This window comes from Streptococcus sp. 29896 (genome assembly GCF_032594915.1).
In the GTDB taxonomy this organism is placed as follows: domain Bacteria; phylum Bacillota; class Bacilli; order Lactobacillales; family Streptococcaceae; genus Streptococcus; species Streptococcus suivaginalis.
Genome location: NZ_CP118733.1, coordinates 1,396,237 through 1,413,184, shown reverse-complemented (window position 1 = coordinate 1,413,184; position 16,948 = coordinate 1,396,237). Strand labels below are relative to the sequence as shown.

At 41.4% G+C, this 16,948-nt stretch carries 6 protein-coding genes; 5 read left to right on the top strand and 1 reads right to left on the bottom strand.

Features of this window, described 5'->3' with window-relative positions:
* The first annotated feature begins 57 nt into the window (after window positions 1-57).
* Window positions 58-4,662 (top strand): DUF445 family protein, encoded by a 4,605-nt coding sequence (locus PXH68_RS09885; protein WP_398582976.1) that lies wholly within the window; start codon window positions 58-60, stop codon window positions 4,660-4,662.
* Window positions 4,663-4,805: 143 nt separating this feature from the next.
* On the opposite strand, the gene PXH68_RS06455 is transcribed toward PXH68_RS09885, so the two are convergent.
* Complete coding sequence (locus PXH68_RS06455; protein ID WP_205031810.1) at window positions 4,806-5,891, bottom strand: M24 family metallopeptidase; 1,086 nt, start codon at window positions 5,889-5,891, stop codon at window positions 4,806-4,808.
* A gap of 169 nt (window positions 5,892-6,060) precedes the next feature.
* Between PXH68_RS06455 and ccpA the strand changes: the two genes are divergently transcribed.
* The 4 genes from ccpA to PXH68_RS06435 all read left to right on the top strand — a co-directional run bounded on the left by ccpA (window position 6,061) and on the right by PXH68_RS06435 (window position 16,905).
* Window positions 6,061-7,062 carry a catabolite control protein A gene (gene ccpA, locus PXH68_RS06450; protein ID WP_316716085.1) on the top strand — a complete coding sequence of 334 codons (1,002 nt, stop codon included), beginning with the start codon at window positions 6,061-6,063 and terminating at the stop codon, window positions 7,060-7,062.
* A 1,067-nt stretch (window positions 7,063-8,129) separates the two neighbouring features.
* Entirely contained in the window at window positions 8,130-8,780 is a 651-nt protein-coding gene (locus PXH68_RS06445) for a response regulator transcription factor (RefSeq protein WP_202848294.1), read from the top strand.
* Window positions 8,781-10,142 carry a sensor histidine kinase gene (locus PXH68_RS06440; protein ID WP_248028759.1) on the top strand — a complete coding sequence of 454 codons (1,362 nt, stop codon included), beginning with the start codon at window positions 8,781-8,783 and terminating at the stop codon, window positions 10,140-10,142.
* 250 nt (window positions 10,143-10,392) lie between these two features.
* Window positions 10,393-16,905, top strand: a complete 6,513-nt coding sequence (locus PXH68_RS06435; protein WP_248028784.1) for a DUF445 family protein — start codon at window positions 10,393-10,395, stop codon at window positions 16,903-16,905.
* The last annotated feature ends 43 nt before the right edge of the window (window positions 16,906-16,948 follow it).

Genomic DNA, 16,948 nt, shown 5'->3' with positions numbered 1-16,948 from the left:
GTTTGCTGCTGTGCAGTTGGAATTTGATGAGAGTCTAACAATAGATATGAGGGTAAAATGAAGAAATCAAATAACTATAGTGAAACAAGTCGAATATCTCGCGTCAAAATGCATAAATCGGGTAAGCATTGGGTCCGTACTGTGATGACGCAGATTGGCTTCATCAAATTGAACCGTTCAGCTGGCGAACTTGATCCAGCAACCATCAATACTGGTGTGGTAAATACTGCCAAAATGATGCGTGGTGTGATTGCTGCAGGTACAGTATTGGGCGGAGGAATTGCTTTAGGTGAAACAATTCAGGCTGAGGAAACTGTTCAAGCATCTGAGATTGCTACGGATTCTGTATTGGGAACAACCGATACAGTTGTTATGGAAACAACGGTTCCGGTTGAAGAAACAGTCAGTAGTGAATCGGTAACAGCTTCGTCTGAAACGATCGCCTCAGAAGCGTCAGCTTTGACCTCAGAAACAAGTCAATCAGAAACAACTGAGACCAAAGAAGTAGTGGAAGAAGAGCAGGAGACAAAGAAAGTTGACAAGAGTTTGCTGGAGCAAGCTATCGCATCTCTAAAGGATGCCTTGGCGAAATCTCTCCCAGAAAATGTTGACACAACCACTGCAAAGTATGCCAAATACTTGACAGCTTTGGAAAATGCAAAAGCAGCCTTAGTTCAAGCAGAAGCCGCCTTGGCAGATGACAGCTTGACCCAAGATCAAGTCACTAGCCTCGCCACTTCATCAGCACAATCTGCCATTAATTTGACGGGGCGTTTAAACCAGTTAACGACACTAAAAGTAGTAGAAGGTTCTGGTTTCCGTGTTTTGGCTTCCAGTTCGGTCTTGTCAACTGTGGATATTCAATTGAATGTTCCTGACACTACGATTGAGCCGATGGGACAAAATGGTGGCGATATGTTTTCTGTCATCAAATTTACGATTGATAGCACAGCTAAAGCAGGAGATACTTTCAAAATTGTCCTTTCTGAAACCTTGAACACGTCTGGGAACGGTGTTGTAGATGAGGCTATTATTCCAGATATCATTGTTGGTGGCAATGCCATTGCAAAAGGTAGTTGGGATTATGCAAGTCGTACGATTACCTATACATTGACAGACTATGTGACCAATAATTCAGATATTTCTGGTGAGATCGAGTTGTCTGTATTTGTTGACCAACGAACGGTTCAAAACGAAGGTAATCAAACTTTTACCGTTACAGTTGATGGTAAAAGTATTTCCAAATCACAAAACGTTGCTTATGCTGATCCAGCTTCAAACAACGGAATGTACTCTATCAGAAGTTTCTTCACCAATATCAACCGTAATGAAGGGACTTATGAACAAGTTGTTTATTTGAATGAAAATGGTATGAATACCAATTATCGTTTGTATGACACCTTGACGGTACAAACAGATACATCATCAGTTACCTATACTCCTCAGAATTCAGAAGTGATTGTTTATAGTGTCCCAGTAGGTGGTTTCATTGACAGTATGGAGGGTGATTTTAGTGTCTATAAAGATGTGACCAGCTCAGTCAATGTGACTTATGCGGCGGATGGGAAATCCATCAAGATCCAAACAAAGGGGTTGACCTCTTCTCCGCTTTTAGTTCTCATCAAATCAACCGTTGATGTAGGTGCGACAGATAATATCCACATTACTTCGATCTATGCCAATAGTGCTAATACCACAGGTTCTATTTGGACAACTGAAAACTCTGTGTTCGCCAACTTCGCTATTGCGGATGGTTTGAACAAAACATCCTTATCTGAATCAATCAGTAACTCAGAGTCGCTTTCTTCTTCTGAATCCCTTTCCAACTCAGAATCAGCCAGCAAATCGGAGTCGCTTTCCAATTCTGAGTCAGCTAGTAAATCAGAATCCCTTTCCAACTCAGAGTCAGCTAGTAAATCGGAGTCTCTTTCCAACTCAGAGTCGCTTTCAGAATCCGTATCAGAGTCAGTAAGCGTATCAATCTCTGAGTCCATCTCTACTTCAATCAGCGAATCAACTTCAGAATCCGTATCGGAATCAATTTCAACCTCAATTAGCGAGTCAGTTTCAGAATCCGTGTCCGAGTCAGTGTCTGAATCCATCTCAGAATCAGTTTCAGAGTCAATTTCTGAATCCATCTCTGAGTCAGTCTCAGAATCGCTTTCAGAATCAGTTTCTGAATCCATCTCTGAGTCGGTCTCGGAATCAGTTTCAGAATCAGTGTCTGAATCAATCTCAGAATCAGTCTCAGAGTCAGTGTCCGAGTCCATTTCAGAATCCGTCTCAGAATCCGTCAGCGAATCAGTTTCTGAGTCCATTTCTGAGTCAGTAAGTGAATCAGTTTCAGAATCGATTTCAGAGTCAGTGTCAGAATCTATCTCCGAATCAGTTTCAGAATCAGTTTCTGAGTCCATTTCTGAGTCAGTAAGTGAATCAGTTTCAGAATCAATTTCCGAGTCGGTGTCTGAATCTATCTCAGAATCAGTTTCTGAGTCAATTTCCGAGTCAGTGTCTGAATCTATCTCAGAATCAGTGTCTGAGTCAATTTCCGAGTCAGTGTCTGAATCAATCTCAGAATCAGTCTCAGAGTCAGTCAGCGAATCCGTTTCTGAGTCCGTCTCAGAATCCATTTCTGAATCAATCTCTGAATCAGTTTCAGAGTCAATCTCAGAATCAGTCTCAGAGTCAGTATCAGAATCAATTTCCGAATCAGTTTCAGAATCCGTATCCGAGTCAATCTCAGAGTCAGTATCAGAATCAATTTCCGAATCAGTTTCAGAATCCATTTCCGAGTCAGTGTCTGAATCCATCTCAGAGTCAGTCTCAGAATCGATTTCAGAATCAGTGTCTGAATCTATCTCAGAATCAGTGTCTGAGTCAATTTCCGAGTCAGTTTCAGAATCCATCTCAGAATCAGTTTCAGAGTCAGTTTCAGAATCAATTTCAGAGTCAGTTTCAGAATCAATTTCAGAGTCAGTTTCAGAATCAGTTTCTGAGTCCATCTCAGAGTCAGTCTCAGAATCCGTATCCGAGTCCATTTCAGAATCCATCTCAGAATCAGTTTCTGAGTCCATTTCTGAGTCCATTTCTGAGTCAGTAAGTGAATCAATTTCCGAGTCGGTGTCTGAATCTATCTCAGAATCAGTTTCTGAGTCTATTTCAGAATCGATTTCAGAATCAGTTTCTGAGTCCATTTCTGAGTCCATTTCTGAGTCAGTAAGTGAATCAGTTTCCGAGTCGGTGTCTGAATCTATCTCAGAATCAGTGTCTGAGTCTATTTCAGAATCGATTTCAGAATCCGTATCCGAGTCCATTTCAGAATCCATCTCAGAATCAGTTTCTGAGTCCATTTCTGAGTCAGTAAGTGAATCAGTTTCAGAATCAATTTCCGAGTCGGTGTCTGAATCTATCTCAGAATCAGTTTCTGAGTCTATTTCAGAATCAGTTTCAGAATCAGTTTCTGAGTCCATTTCTGAGTCAGTAAGTGAATCAGTTTCAGAATCAATTTCCGAGTCGGTGTCTGAATCTATCTCAGAATCAGTTTCTGAGTCAATTTCCGAGTCGGTGTCTGAATCAATCTCAGAATCAATCTCAGAATCAGTCTCTGAGTCAGTCTCAGAGTCCATTTCAGAATCAGTATCAGAATCAGTTTCAGAGTCAATTTCCGAATCCGTATCCGAGTCAGTATCTGAATCCATTTCAGAATCCGTATCCGAGTCTATTTCAGAATCGATTTCAGAGTCAGTGTCTGAGTCTATCTCAGAATCAGTTTCAGAATCAGTTTCAGAGTCCATTTCTGAGTCAGTTTCAGAATCAGTCTCAGAGTCCATTTCTGAGTCAGTTTCAGAATCAGTCTCAGAGTCCATTTCTGAGTCAGTTTCAGAATCAGTCTCAGAGTCCATTTCTGAGTCAGTAAGTGAATCAGTTTCAGAATCAATTTCCGAGTCGGTGTCTGAATCTATCTCAGAATCAGTGTCTGAGTCAATTTCCGAGTCAGTTTCTGAATCCATCTCAGAATCAGTTTCTGAGTCCATTTCTGAGTCAGTAAGTGAATCAGTTTCAGAATCAATTTCCGAGTCGGTGTCAGAATCTATCTCAGAATCAGTGCCTGAATCTATCTCAGAATCAGTCAGCGAATCAGTATCTGAATCCATCTCAGAATCAGTCAGCGAATCAGTATCTGAATCCGTCTCTGAGTCAATTTCCGAATCAGTCTCAGAGTCCATCTCAGAGTCAGTAAGTGAATCAGTTTCAGAATCCGTATCCGAGTCAATCTCAGAGTCCATCTCAGAATCCGTATCCGAGTCAGTCTCAGAATCAGTTTCTGAGTCAGTATCCGAGTCAGTCAGCGAGTCGATTTCTGAATCCATCTCAGAATCAGTTTCAGAGTCAGTCTCAGAATCAATCTCAGAATCAGTTTCAGAGTCAATTTCCGAATCAGTCTCAGAATCCGTTTCTGAGTCAGTGTCTGAATCCATCTCAGAGTCAGTAAGTGAATCAGTCTCAGAATCAACTCCGTCTCGCCATTCAGAGGGACCTCGTGGTAAACAAGCTTTGCCAAGCACGGGTGAAGAATCATCAGCCTGGGCTGGGTTGCTTGGAGCAAGTCTCCTCTTAGGTGGTTTGTACAAGCGTCGCAGAAAAAACGGTAGTGATATTTAAAAAACAACAACCTCCTACAAATGAGTAGGAGGTTGTTTTATACTAAATTCTGAATTTCGGTCTTAAATAATCCAAATTTGCAGTGAAGGATTTGATTCTTTGGTTTCATACTTATACAAAAACAGTCCGCAAAGGACTGTTTTTTAAGCTTCAAAATACAAAAGTTCTTTCGGTGTCTTTGTAAAGACTTCAAAGCCATTCTTGGTTACATAACCACAGTCTTCAATCCGGACACCGACCTTACCAGGAATGTAGATGCCAGGCTCAACAGAGAAGCACATACCTTCCTCAATGACCAGGTCATTACCTTCCATGATGGATGGAAACTCGTGGACGCTCATCCCCAAACCATGCCCCAGACGGTGGTTAAAATATTGTCCATAGCCCGCTTTTTCAATCACAGATCGAGCAGCATAGTCAATCTCGCCAGCCGTCACACCAGGCTTGATCATATTGACAGCAGCCATGTGAGCCTCCAGGGTCAGATTGTAAATATCTTTCTTAAACTGATCTGGTTTTCCGACAGCGACAGTCCGTGTCATATCGGACGTGTAGCCCAAGGTTTCGACGCCTAGATCGAATAATAGCAGAGCGTTATTCTCGATTTTGTTTGTTCCGGGGATACCGTGAGGGTTTGCAGCATTGTTACCTGTCAAGACCATGGTATCAAAACTCATCTTGGAAATGCCCTGCTTTTTCATCTCAAACTCAATCTGAGCAATGATGTCTGCTTCTGTCACATTTAGGGAAATATTGTCAAAACCAACCTGCATGGCCTTGTCAGCAAATGCGCCTGCTACCAACATCTTTTCAATCTCATCTCGGGATTTGATTAATTTCATGGTATTGATAAACGGCGTCAAATCTGTGAAGGTTTGGTTGAAAATAGACTGCAAACCATGGTAGCGAGTCAAGTTGAGATTGTCAAACTCTGCCCCGATTTTCAGAAAGGCTTTTTGAGGCAATTTACTCTTGATGATTTGCCAAGGATTTTCAGAATCCATGTAGCCAGCCACTGGAAAGTCAACAGTAGCTACAGCCCGTTCCATATCGAGGGCAGGAAGGAAGAGCAGAGACTCAGCATCGGGCATGACAAAGAGCATCATGTGGCGCTCATGGGGATCACTGTGAAAACCAGTGAGATAATAAATGCTGACTGGGTCAGAAAAAATGGCCAAATCCATTTGATTTTCTTCTAAATAAGTCTTGATACGGTTGATTTTAGACATAGTCCACCTCTTTCTATACCTCTATTTTTCCAAAAAATGAAAAAAAATGCAAGGGGAAAAGAAAAAGTTGAATTTTTCACTTGAAAGTGGTTTCAAAAAATGATAAACTATTAACGAGTGAAAGCGTAATTTTCATACAATATATTAAATTTGAAAGGATATGCGTATGCTGAATACAGATGATACAGTAACGATTTACGACGTCGCCCGAGAAGCAGGTGTCTCAATGGCCACTGTCAGTCGCGTGGTCAACGGAAATAAAAATGTGAAAGAAAATACTCGTAAGAAGGTATTGGAAGTTATTGATCGTTTGGATTACCGTCCTAACGCTGTTGCACGGGGGTTGGCAAGTAAGAAAACAACAACAGTTGGCGTCGTTATTCCAAACATCGCAAATGCCTACTTTGCAACCTTGGCAAAAGGGATTGATGATATTGCTGACATGTATAAATACAATATCGTCCTCGCCAACAGTGATGAGAATGACGAGAAGGAAATCAATGTTGTCAATACTCTCTTCTCTAAACAGGTGGATGGCATTATCTTTATGGGCTACCATTTGACAGATAAGATTCGTGCAGAGTTTTCACGCTCACGGACACCGATTGTACTAGCAGGTACAGTTGATTTGGAGCATCAGTTGCCAAGTGTCAACATTGACTATGCTTTGGCGACCAAAGATGCAGTAGATTTGTTGGCGAAACACAATCAAAAGATTGCCTTTGTGTCAGGTCCGCTTGTGGATGATATCAATGGAAAAGTTCGTTTGACAGGTTATAAAGATGGCTTAAAAGCAAATGGTTTGGAATTTAATGAAGGTCTTGTCTTTGAATCCAAGTACAAATATGAAGAAGGCTATGCACTGGCTGAGCGCATTCTAAACTCAGGAGCAACAGCTGCCTATGTAGCAGAAGATGAGATTGCAGCTGGGCTGCTCAATGGTATTGCAGACAAGGGTATCAAGGTTCCAGATGACTTCGAGATTATCACGAGTGATGATTCTCTCGTGACTAAGTTCACTCGACCAAATCTTTCTTCGATTAATCAGCCATTGTATGATATCGGTGCGATTGCTATGCGGATGTTGACCAAGATTATGCATAAGGAAGAGTTGGAAAATCGTGAGGTGATTTTGAATCACGGTATCAAACTACGTCAATCTACAAAATAAGCTTGATAAGTTATGAAAAGCACCCATTGGGTGCTTTTTTCTATAAATATTTCTGAAAAAAGAAGAGAGGACATGCACTGGGAATGTACATGTCCTCACCATTTACCAAGCAAGTGATGTGGAGAGTTGCATACCTGGGGGAAGGATTTCACAACTCTTTTGAATAAGATTGGCGCTATATATTTTTGGGGGGATAGTCCGCGAATGCGTCTATAAATATATAAAACCAACTAGGAACTAGCTCATTCAAAAACTGGCAAGCTAGTTTTGATTATTAAGTTTATTCCAATCACACTTGCCATATAATGATACCAAAACCCTCTACTAAAAAACCGTGTTTGATGTATTTTTTGTCTGTTTTTTTGTAAAAATTCGACTAAAATTGAAGGAAAATGGAGGAAATTGCTATGATTCATCAAACTAAATCAAACATATTAGTTGCTTTTTTTAAAATTTAACTTTATAATGAGTGTGTTAAAATGAATCTTTTTCGCCAATTGAGCGTGGGGCTCAGAAAAAGAGAACATTTTACACTAAAAGTCATCTGATGAAAGCAATTTTCTCGAAATGATTTTCTTTACCAAGCAATTGAGAAATCGTAATAGTTGGCTGTTCGGGGGGACAGTTAGATTGTTTGAATAGGAACTAGAGAGCTTGAAATAGGGATAGGAGGATTGATATCATGAATCAGTCTTGCCTTTTATTTCACCTTACTTTAGTTGCAGGATATTTTTTTGATTCCACTAATCACCTTAGCAGTTTTATGATGCTGTTTTGATAGGGAGTAACTGTGCAGTTGAAGCAAACAAGGGATTGTGTTTGGTAAGCCACATGCAAGTTTGTTTCTTATACTCAGTTCTGTGTAGTGGGGTCGCATTTCATGTTACCTCTGCACAGCTACAGTTCTTGCAGGGGCTTTCTTTTTGTCTCTGACAAAACAGCAATTATCAAGCAATGTTTAAAGTAATTTGACTTTTGACGATTGTCTTGGAAGAATGTAGTTGGGTAAGGTTGAGGCCTGACTAAAAAGAATGCTGGTTATTTTGGAAAATATGAAGGGAGAAGACATGGCAAAAATTTTGGTATTAGAAGATGATGTTGTCATTAATCAGGTTGTTTGTGAATTTTTAAGAGAGAGTGATCACGATGTTCTGCCTTTGTTTGATGGTGGACAGGCACTTGAAGAGATTCAAAAAACAGAATTTGACTTGCTGATTTTAGACATCATGGTACCAACAATGACTGGGTTAGAACTATTGACAGAGGTTCGTAAGATTTCCTCGGTTCCAGTTTTGGTTCTAACAGCCTTAAGTGATGAATATACGCAGTTGATTAGTTTTAATCAAGATATTAGTGATTTTGTAACTAAGCCGTTTTCACCGTTGGTTCTAATGAAAAGGATTGAAAACATTCTAAAAGCAAAACACGTCGATGATGTTATCCGTATCGGGGATATTGTGGTCGATCAACAGGCTGGCTTCGTGTATGTGGGGGAACAAGAAGTTCAGCTAACGAAAAAAGAGTATGAGGTCTTCCTTTATTTGGCGAAACGTAAAGGTAAGATTGTCGGTCGCGATGCTCTTATGATGGGGATTTGGGGGTACACAGAATTGGATAGTCGAGTTTTAGATAACCATATCAAAAACATTCGCAAGAAACTTCCTAGCCTACACTTGAAGACGGTAGTCGGTCGTGGCTATCAGATCGAAGAGGGCTAGATGAAGCTTGCTCAACGGCATTTTATTATTGTCACTTTATTAACCATTATCACCTCACTGATTTTGGTTGCCCTGCTCTATTTCGCCATGCCGATTTATTACAACCAACAGCGGCGTCATGAATTGAAGGATAACTTTAATTACGTTGTGACAAAATTGCATGGCCAGTCAGATGCAGATATTTTAGCCAATATAGAGACATACGATTTGGGAAGGCCTGACCTTCTGTACAGCTTGTTTGATGGGGAAGGTCAACGCTTGTGGCCGAACAAATCGCTAAAACCAGACGACCTTGCCAATCATCCCAATTATGATAGTCTTAGCACTTACGATGAAGTAGGTTCTTGGTCAACGACTGTTACCTCAAGAGAGGGGAACAGCTATATCTTGCTAGCTGAGTACGGATTCAAAAACCTATCTCAAGTCAGTCAGTCGTTAGTAACCATGTATCCTTTTGTTGTAATTCTTATCGTGGTTTTGGCTTTGATAGTTGGTGCTGTTTACACCAGGATGTCAACGGGGCGGATTGCCTTGATTTCTGAAACGGCACGGAAAATGCAGAGCTTGGAAGATGGCATCGAATGCCAAGTCGTAGGGAGGGATGAGATTTCTGTTCTAGCCCAGGATTTGAACAGCCTCTACTCCAAGTTGTTATCCAGTATTGAAGAGTTGAAATTCGAAAACGAACAAACCCAGCGACGAGAGCGGGAGAAGTCAGAATTCTTGCGGATGGCTTCGCATGAATTGAAAACCCCAATCGCTAGTATGTTGGGCTTGGTCGAAGGGATGATTTACAACGTTGGTGAATTTAAAGATCATGACCTGTACTTGAAAAAGTGTCGGGATATTTTGCAGGATCAGTCTGAGTTAGTGCGATCAATCCTAGATGCAACCAACGTGGAGATTGCTGTGCGAGAGCGCGAGACGACCTTCCAGATAGATGAGTTGTTGCAGGGTTCGATGGCCAGTTACAATGCTCTGGCGATTTTGAATCATTATAAATTTTCTCCTATTTTAATGCCATCTCAGGTAACTGGTGACCAAGTTTTAGTGGGTAAGGCGCTTAAAAACATTATTGATAATGCCTTCCGCTACAGTCGACCAGGTGGGAAAATTAGTATCATCTGTAAGCAAGGGACCTTTATTGTGGACAATGAGGTTAATTGTATCTTGCCAGAGGAGGAGATTGAAAAACTGTTTCTTCCTTTCTATCGACCAGATTATAGTCGTACCAAACAAGATGGTGGTACTGGAATTGGTTTGTATCTGGTGAAGAATGTCTTGGACAAGCACGGTTTTGCCTATAGTTTTCGAGCGGTTAATGAGACTACCATGCGTTTTCAGATTGATTTTGAACACTGACATCTTCCATTTTGTTGATGAAATGGTCATTAGAAAAAGAATTGCTTCACATATGTGTGGCATTTTTTTTTTAGAAAAAAATGGATGAGAATTATTGTTACATTTTAATTTTTGTCTTTTAAAACGCATACAAAAAAATTACAGTAAAAACAGATAAATTTACCTATTTTTCTTTTGAAATTTTTACCAATAGTGATAAACTGAAAGACAAAGACTACAATAACATATCGATTTAAAGGAGGAAATTCCAATGGGGAATAGTGAAGATGGTAGGCGAAGGTGTGAAGTTGTAAGAGAGACAAAAATTCGGCTTCACAAAGTTAAGAAAAAGTGGATACGTAGAATGACTACTCTGATTCGTAAGAGGGAGCAGGTGCCCAAGTATGAATATCAGGGGATGTCAACAAGATCTGCTATAAAAGGCCTTGTATCAGTAGGTGCCTTGCTGGGAGGAGCAGGTTTTGAGCATGTATTGGCTGAAGATGTTGTTCTTGCATCAGAATATACAGAAGAGACAGCTCTAGCTGTAACGGATGAGGTTGTCATGGAATCTGTAGTTTCTGAGCAAACGGAGCCTGATATTGGGGTGGCGGTTGATCCAATTGCCGAACAGGAAGGCAAAGTTGTAGAAGTGACGGAGGACCTAATACCTGTCAAGGAAGAAGCGGCTGATGAAGAGGAAGTTGTTCCTCTTGTTCGAGATACGGCTCAACTGGAAGAAGTCATCAAGTCTATTAAGTCGGCTCTTTCGGCTTTGGTCGAACCTGGGGAACATGCTGATTCACAATCTTACAAGGCTTATCTAGATGCAAGAAGTCGCTTAGAAGAACATTTGCAGCAAGCGGAAAAGTTGTTGGAAGATACGACCAGTAGCCAAGATGACATCGACAAAGCTGTTTTGGAATATGGGCAAGAGGCAATCGAATTGACGCGTCTTGCTGAAGTTTTTCGATCCTATGTGGTTCGTGAGGGTAGTAGTGTTAGGAAACTGACCAATGACCAAGTTGTTACTTGGGGCTCAGTCTCACTTACTTTCCCTCAGACAGTTGAACCTATGGGACTTTCTGGTGGCCAACTACGCGCCTCATTACAATTTTCAATCAATGACTTGGCGACGGCTGGTGATCAATTTACGGTTAAACTCTCACCGACATTGAATTTATCGGGAAGTGGTATGCCGGCAGATGTGAAAATTCCCAATATTGTTGTGGATGGAAAAATTATCGCAACAGGAACTTGGGACCATGAATCACGCACTATTTTGTACACTTTAAATTCCAATGTTAATACCTTATCATCTGTCACTGGCAGCATCAACCTTTCAATCTTTGTGGACCAAAAAGTTGTTCAAAGCGAAGGGAGGCAGGAATTTACGGTAACATTGAATGATCAGTATCAAGCTAGTCGTTCTTCTACAGTACTCTATTCTAATCCAACTAGTCGAGCGGATGGCTCGTATTCCATTCGCGCATTTTTGACGAATCTCAATCTTACTGAAGGAACCTATGACCATGTCATCTATTTGAATGAAAATGGTAAGAATAACTATGGTACCAACGAAATTTTGCAAATCGTTTCTAATGGTGCTTCGTATTTTTCTGACGCAGTTACTACAATTCGTGCTTATCGTGTACCTGTTGGTCAGTTCATCGACAGTATGGAAGGAGATTTCTCGAAGTATACGGAAATTACCAGTCGTATTACTTCTAGATTTGCTGCAAACGGTCAATGGTTGCGTCTCAATCTAGGTAGTCAAACGGGATCGCCATTGTTGCTTGTTATTAGTAGTAGAGTGGATACGAATTCAACCATGAATTTGTCGACGGAAACAACCTATGCGAACAGCGCGATGAATACTGGTGCAGTCTGGACCAACACGAATTACATGTTCTCTAATGCTGCGATTGCTAGGGGCGAGTACAATTCTACGTCGTTTTCAGAGTCCATCTCCGAATCCGTTCGTGAGTCGGTTTCCGAGTCCACTTCAGAATCTGTTCGCCATTCAGTTTCAGAATCAGCGTCCGAATCCGTTCGTCATTCAGTTTCGGAGTCAACGTCCGAATCTGTTCGCCATTCAGTTTCAGAATCAACGTCTGAATCCGTTCGTGAATCAATCTCGGAATCAACGTCCGAATCTATTCGCCATTCAGTTTCCGAGTCCGTTTCCGAATCCGTTCGTGAGTCGGTTTCCGAGTCCGTTTCCGAATCCGTTCGTGAGTCAGTCTCTGAGTCCGTTTCCGAATCTGTTCGTGAGTCCGTCTCCGAGTCTCTTTCCGAATCCATACGCGAGTCCGTCTCCGAGTCCGTTTCCGAATCCGTTCGTGAGTCAGTCTCTGAGTCCGTTTCCGAATCTGTTCGTGAGTCCGTCTCCGAGTCTCTTTCCGAATCCGTTCGTGAGTCCGTCTCCGAGTCCGTTTCCGAATCCATACGCGAGTCCGTCTCCGAATCAGTATCTGAGTCCGTCTCAGAGTCAGTCTCAGAATCCATTTCAGAGTCAGTCTCCGAATCAGTTTCTGAGTCAATCTCTGAGTCTGTAAGCGAGTCTATCTCAGAATCAGTTTCTGAGTCAATCTCTGAGTCTGTAAGCGAGTCTATCTCCGAATCAGTTTCTGAGTCAATTTCTGAGTCAGTCTCCGAATCCATTTCTGAATCAGTTTCTGAATCAATTTCAGAGTCAGTTTCTGAATCAATCTCTGAATCCATTTCTGAGTCCGTTTCAGAATCAGTCTCCGAGTCCATTTCTGAGTCAGTGTCAGAATCCATCTCTGAGTCAATTTCAGAGTCCATTTCTGAGTCAGTCTCAGAATCCATTTCAGAATCAGTCTCTGAGTCAGTCTCAGAATCAGTTTCTGAATCTATTTCAGAGTCAGTGTCTGAATCAGTCTCTGAGTCTATTTCAGAATCGCTCTCTGAATCCATTTCAGAGTCAGTTTCTGAGTCTATTTCAGAATCTGTTTCAGAGTCAGTATCAGAGTCCATTTCAGAATCAGTATCCGAGTCAGTCTCAGAATCAGTCTCAGAATCCATTTCTGAATCCATCTCTGAATCGGTATCTGAGTCCATCTCAGAGTCAGTATCCGAGTCAATTTCAGAATCAGTTTCAGAGTCAGTTTCTGAATCAGTTTCTGAATCAGTTTCTGAATCAGTTTCTGAATCAGTTTCTGAATCCATCTCCGAGTCAGTATCCGAGTCAATTTCAGAATCAGTCTCAGAGTCCATCTCAGAATCCGTCTCAGAGTCAGTAAGTGAATCAGTTTCTGAATCCATCTCAGAATCAGTTTCTGAATCCGTCTCAGAGTCAGTTTCAGAGTCAGTTTCAGAGTCAGTTTCTGAATCAGTAAGTGAATCAGTTTCTGAATCAATCTCTGAGTCAGTTTCAGAGTCAGTTTCAGAATCAGTTTCTGAGTCAGTCAGCGAGTCCATTTCCGAATCCGTCTCAGAATCGATCTCTGAGTCAGTAAGTGAATCCGTCTCAGAATCCATTTCAGAATCTATCTCTGAATCCGTCTCAGAATCCATTTCTGAGTCAGTCTCTGAATCAGTTTCAGAATCAATCTCTGAATCGGTATCTGAGTCAGTATCTGAGTCAATTTCTGAATCCGTCTCAGAATCCATCTCTGAATCCATTTCAGAGTCAGTATCCGAGTCCATCTCTGAGTCAGTGTCTGAGTCAGTCTCAGAATCCATTTCAGAATCAGTCTCTGAGTCAATTTCTGAGTCTGTAAGCGAGTCCATTTCAGAATCAGTTTCAGAGTCAATTTCAGAATCCATCTCCGAATCAGTTTCAGAGTCAATTTCAGAATCCATCTCCGAATCAGTATCAGAGTCCATTTCTGAGTCAGTATCAGAATCTATCTCTGAATCAGTTTCCGAGTCAATCTCTGAGTCAGTATCTGAATCAGTTTCCGAGTCAGTCTCAGAATCCATTTCTGAATCAGTGAGCGAGTCCATCTCTGAGTCAGTCTCCGAGTCCATTTCAGAGTCCGTTTCAGAGTCAGTTAGTGAATCGGTTTCTGAATCAATCTCGGAATCAGTTTCCGAATCAATCTCTGAATCCATTTCAGAGTCAGTCTCCGAGTCCATTTCAGAATCAGTTTCAGAATCAGTTTCTGAATCAGTATCAGAATCAGTATCAGAATCAATCTCAGAGTCAGTCTCAGAATCCATTTCAGAATCCGTTTCTGAGTCAATTTCAGAGTCAGTCTCAGAATCCGTCTCAGAGTCAGTATCTGAATCAGTATCCGAGTCCATTTCAGAATCAGTCAGCGAGTCAATCTCAGAATCAGTTTCTGAATCAGTTTCTGAATCAGTTTCCGAATCAATCTCTGAATCAGTATCCGAGTCCATTTCAGAGTCCGTTTCAGAGTCAGTTAGTGAATCGGTTTCTGAATCAATCTCGGAATCAGTTTCCGAATCAATCTCTGAATCCATTTCAGAGTCTGTAAGCGAGTCCATCTCAGAATCAATCTCTGAATCAGTTTCAGAGTCCATTTCTGAGTTCATCTCAGAATCCGTCTCCGAGTCCATTTCAGAATCCGTCTCCGAGTCAGTGTCTGAATCCATTTCCGAATCCATCTCCGAATCAGTCTCCGAGTCCATTTCTGAGTCCGTTTCAGAGTCAGTAAGTGAATCCATCTCAGAGTCAGTAAGTGAATCCATCTCTGAGTCAGTCAGCGAGTCCATCTCTGAATCAGTAAGTGAATCCATTTCAGAATCAGTCTCAGAATCAGTTTCAGAGTCAGTTTCTGAATCAGTTTCTGAATCCATCTCCGAGTCAGTGTCAGAGTCCATCTCAGAATCAGTTTCTGAATCAGTGAGCGAGTCCATCTCTGAGTCAGTCTCCGAGTCCATTTCAGAGTCCGTTTCAGAGTCAGTTAGTGAATCGGTTTCTGAATCAATCTCGGAATCAGTTTCCGAATCAATCTCTGAATCCATTTCAGAGTCAGTTTCTGAATCAGTCTCCGAGTCCATCTCAGAATCCGTTTCAGAGTCAGTCTCAGAATCCATTTCAGAGTCAGTCTCAGAATCCGTTTCAGAGTCAGTTTCTGAATCAGTTTCTGAATCAGTTTCTGAATCCATTTCAGAGTCAGTTTCTGAATCAGTCTCCGAGTCCATCTCAGAATCCGTTTCAGAGTCAGTCTCAGAATCCATTTCAGAGTCAGTCTCAGAATCAGTTTCAGAGTCAGTTTCTGAATCAGTTTCTGAATCCATCTCCGAGTCAGTGTCAGAGTCCATCTCCGAGTCAATTTCAGAATCAGTCTCAGAGTCCATCTCAGAATCAGTTTCTGAATCAGTGAGCGAGTCCATCTCTGAGTCAGTCTCCGAGTCCATTTCAGAGTCCGTTTCAGAGTCAGTTAGTGAATCGGTTTCTGAATCAATCTCGGAATCAGTTTCCGAATCAATCTCTGAATCCATTTCAGAGTCAGTCTCCGAGTCCATTTCAGAATCAGTAAGTGAATCAATTTCAGAGTCAGTTTCTGAATCAATCTCTGAATCAGTTTCTGAGTCCATTTCAGAATCCGTTTCAGAGTCAGTCTCAGAATCCATTTCAGAGTCAGTTTCTGAATCAATCTCTGAATCCATTTCAGAATCAGTATCAGAGTCAGTATCAGAATCCATTTCTGAGTCAGTATGTGAATCAGTTTCTGAATCCATCTCTGAATCAGTCTCTGAATCAGTTTCTGAGTCCATTTCAGAATCAGTCAGCGAGTCAATCTCAGAATCAGTTTCTGAATCAGTTTCCGAATCAATCTCAGAATCCATTTCAGAGTCCGTTTCTGAATCAGTATCCGAGTCCATTTCAGAGTCGGTCTCAGAGTCAATCTCAGAATCAGTTTCTGAATCAGTTTCCGAATCAATCTCAGAATCCATTTCAGAGTCCGTTTCTGAATCAGTATCCGAGTCCATTTCTGAGTCCGTTTCTGAATCAGTATCCGAGTCCATTTCTGAGTCAGTCTCAGAATCCATCTCAGAATCAGTCTCCGAGTCCGTCTCCGAATCCATTTCTGAGTCCGTTTCTGAATCAGTATCCGAGTCCATTTCAGAGTCAGTCTCAGAATCCATTTCAGAGTCAGTATCAGAATCCATTTCTGAATCAGTTTCTGAGTCAGTTTCCGAATCTATCTCAGAATCAGTTTCTGAGTCAGTCTCCGAATCTATCTCAGAATCCGTCTCTGAGTCAATCTCAGAATCAGTATCAGAGTCAGTCTCAGAATCCATTTCTGAATCAGTATCCGAATCCGTTTCAGAGTCCATTTCAGAGTCAGTTTCTGAATCAATCTCTGAATCAGTTTCTGAGTCCATTTCAGAATCCATTTCAGAGTCAGTCTCAGAATCCATTTCAGAGTCAGTTTCTGAATCAATCTCTGAATCAATTTCAGAATCAGTATCAGAGTCAGTAAGTGAATCAGTATCAGAATCAATCTCTGAGTCAGTCTCAGAGTCAATTTCTGAGTCAGTAAGCGAGTCCATCTCTGAATCAGTCTCAGAGTCAATTTCTGAGTCCATTTCAGAATCAGTCTCCGAGTCCATCTCAGAATCCGTCTCAGAATCCGTCTCAGAATCAATCTCTGAGTCAGTGTCAGAATCTATCTCAGAATCTATCTCAGAATCAACTCCACCTCGATCGTCTGAGTCATCGAAGAAAAAGTTTGCTTTACCTAAGTCTGGGGATGCTTCCAAGTCGGAATTTGCTCTGCTAGGAGCAGGTTTACTTCTAGGAGGACTTGCTAGGCGGAAGAAAAGAGGAAGTAGGGATGAATAGGAAGAATTCACAGCTGTTCTGCACTACCTATTCTAATTAGAAA

Bases quoted from the DNA above. Each gene is read 5' to 3' on its own strand.
- PXH68_RS09885 (WP_398582976.1), top strand. From the start codon at position 58: ATGAAGAAATCAAATAACTATAGTGAAACAAGTCGAATATCTCGCGTC.
- PXH68_RS06455 (WP_205031810.1), bottom strand. From the start codon at position 5,891: ATGTCTAAAATCAACCGTATCAAGACTTATTTAGAAGAAAATCAAATG.
- PXH68_RS06445 (WP_202848294.1), top strand. From the start codon at position 8,130: ATGGCAAAAATTTTGGTATTAGAAGATGATGTTGTCATTAATCAGGTT.
- PXH68_RS06440 (WP_248028759.1), top strand. From the start codon at position 8,781: ATGAAGCTTGCTCAACGGCATTTTATTATTGTCACTTTATTAACCATT.
- PXH68_RS06435 (WP_248028784.1), top strand. From the start codon at position 10,393: ATGGGGAATAGTGAAGATGGTAGGCGAAGGTGTGAAGTTGTAAGAGAG.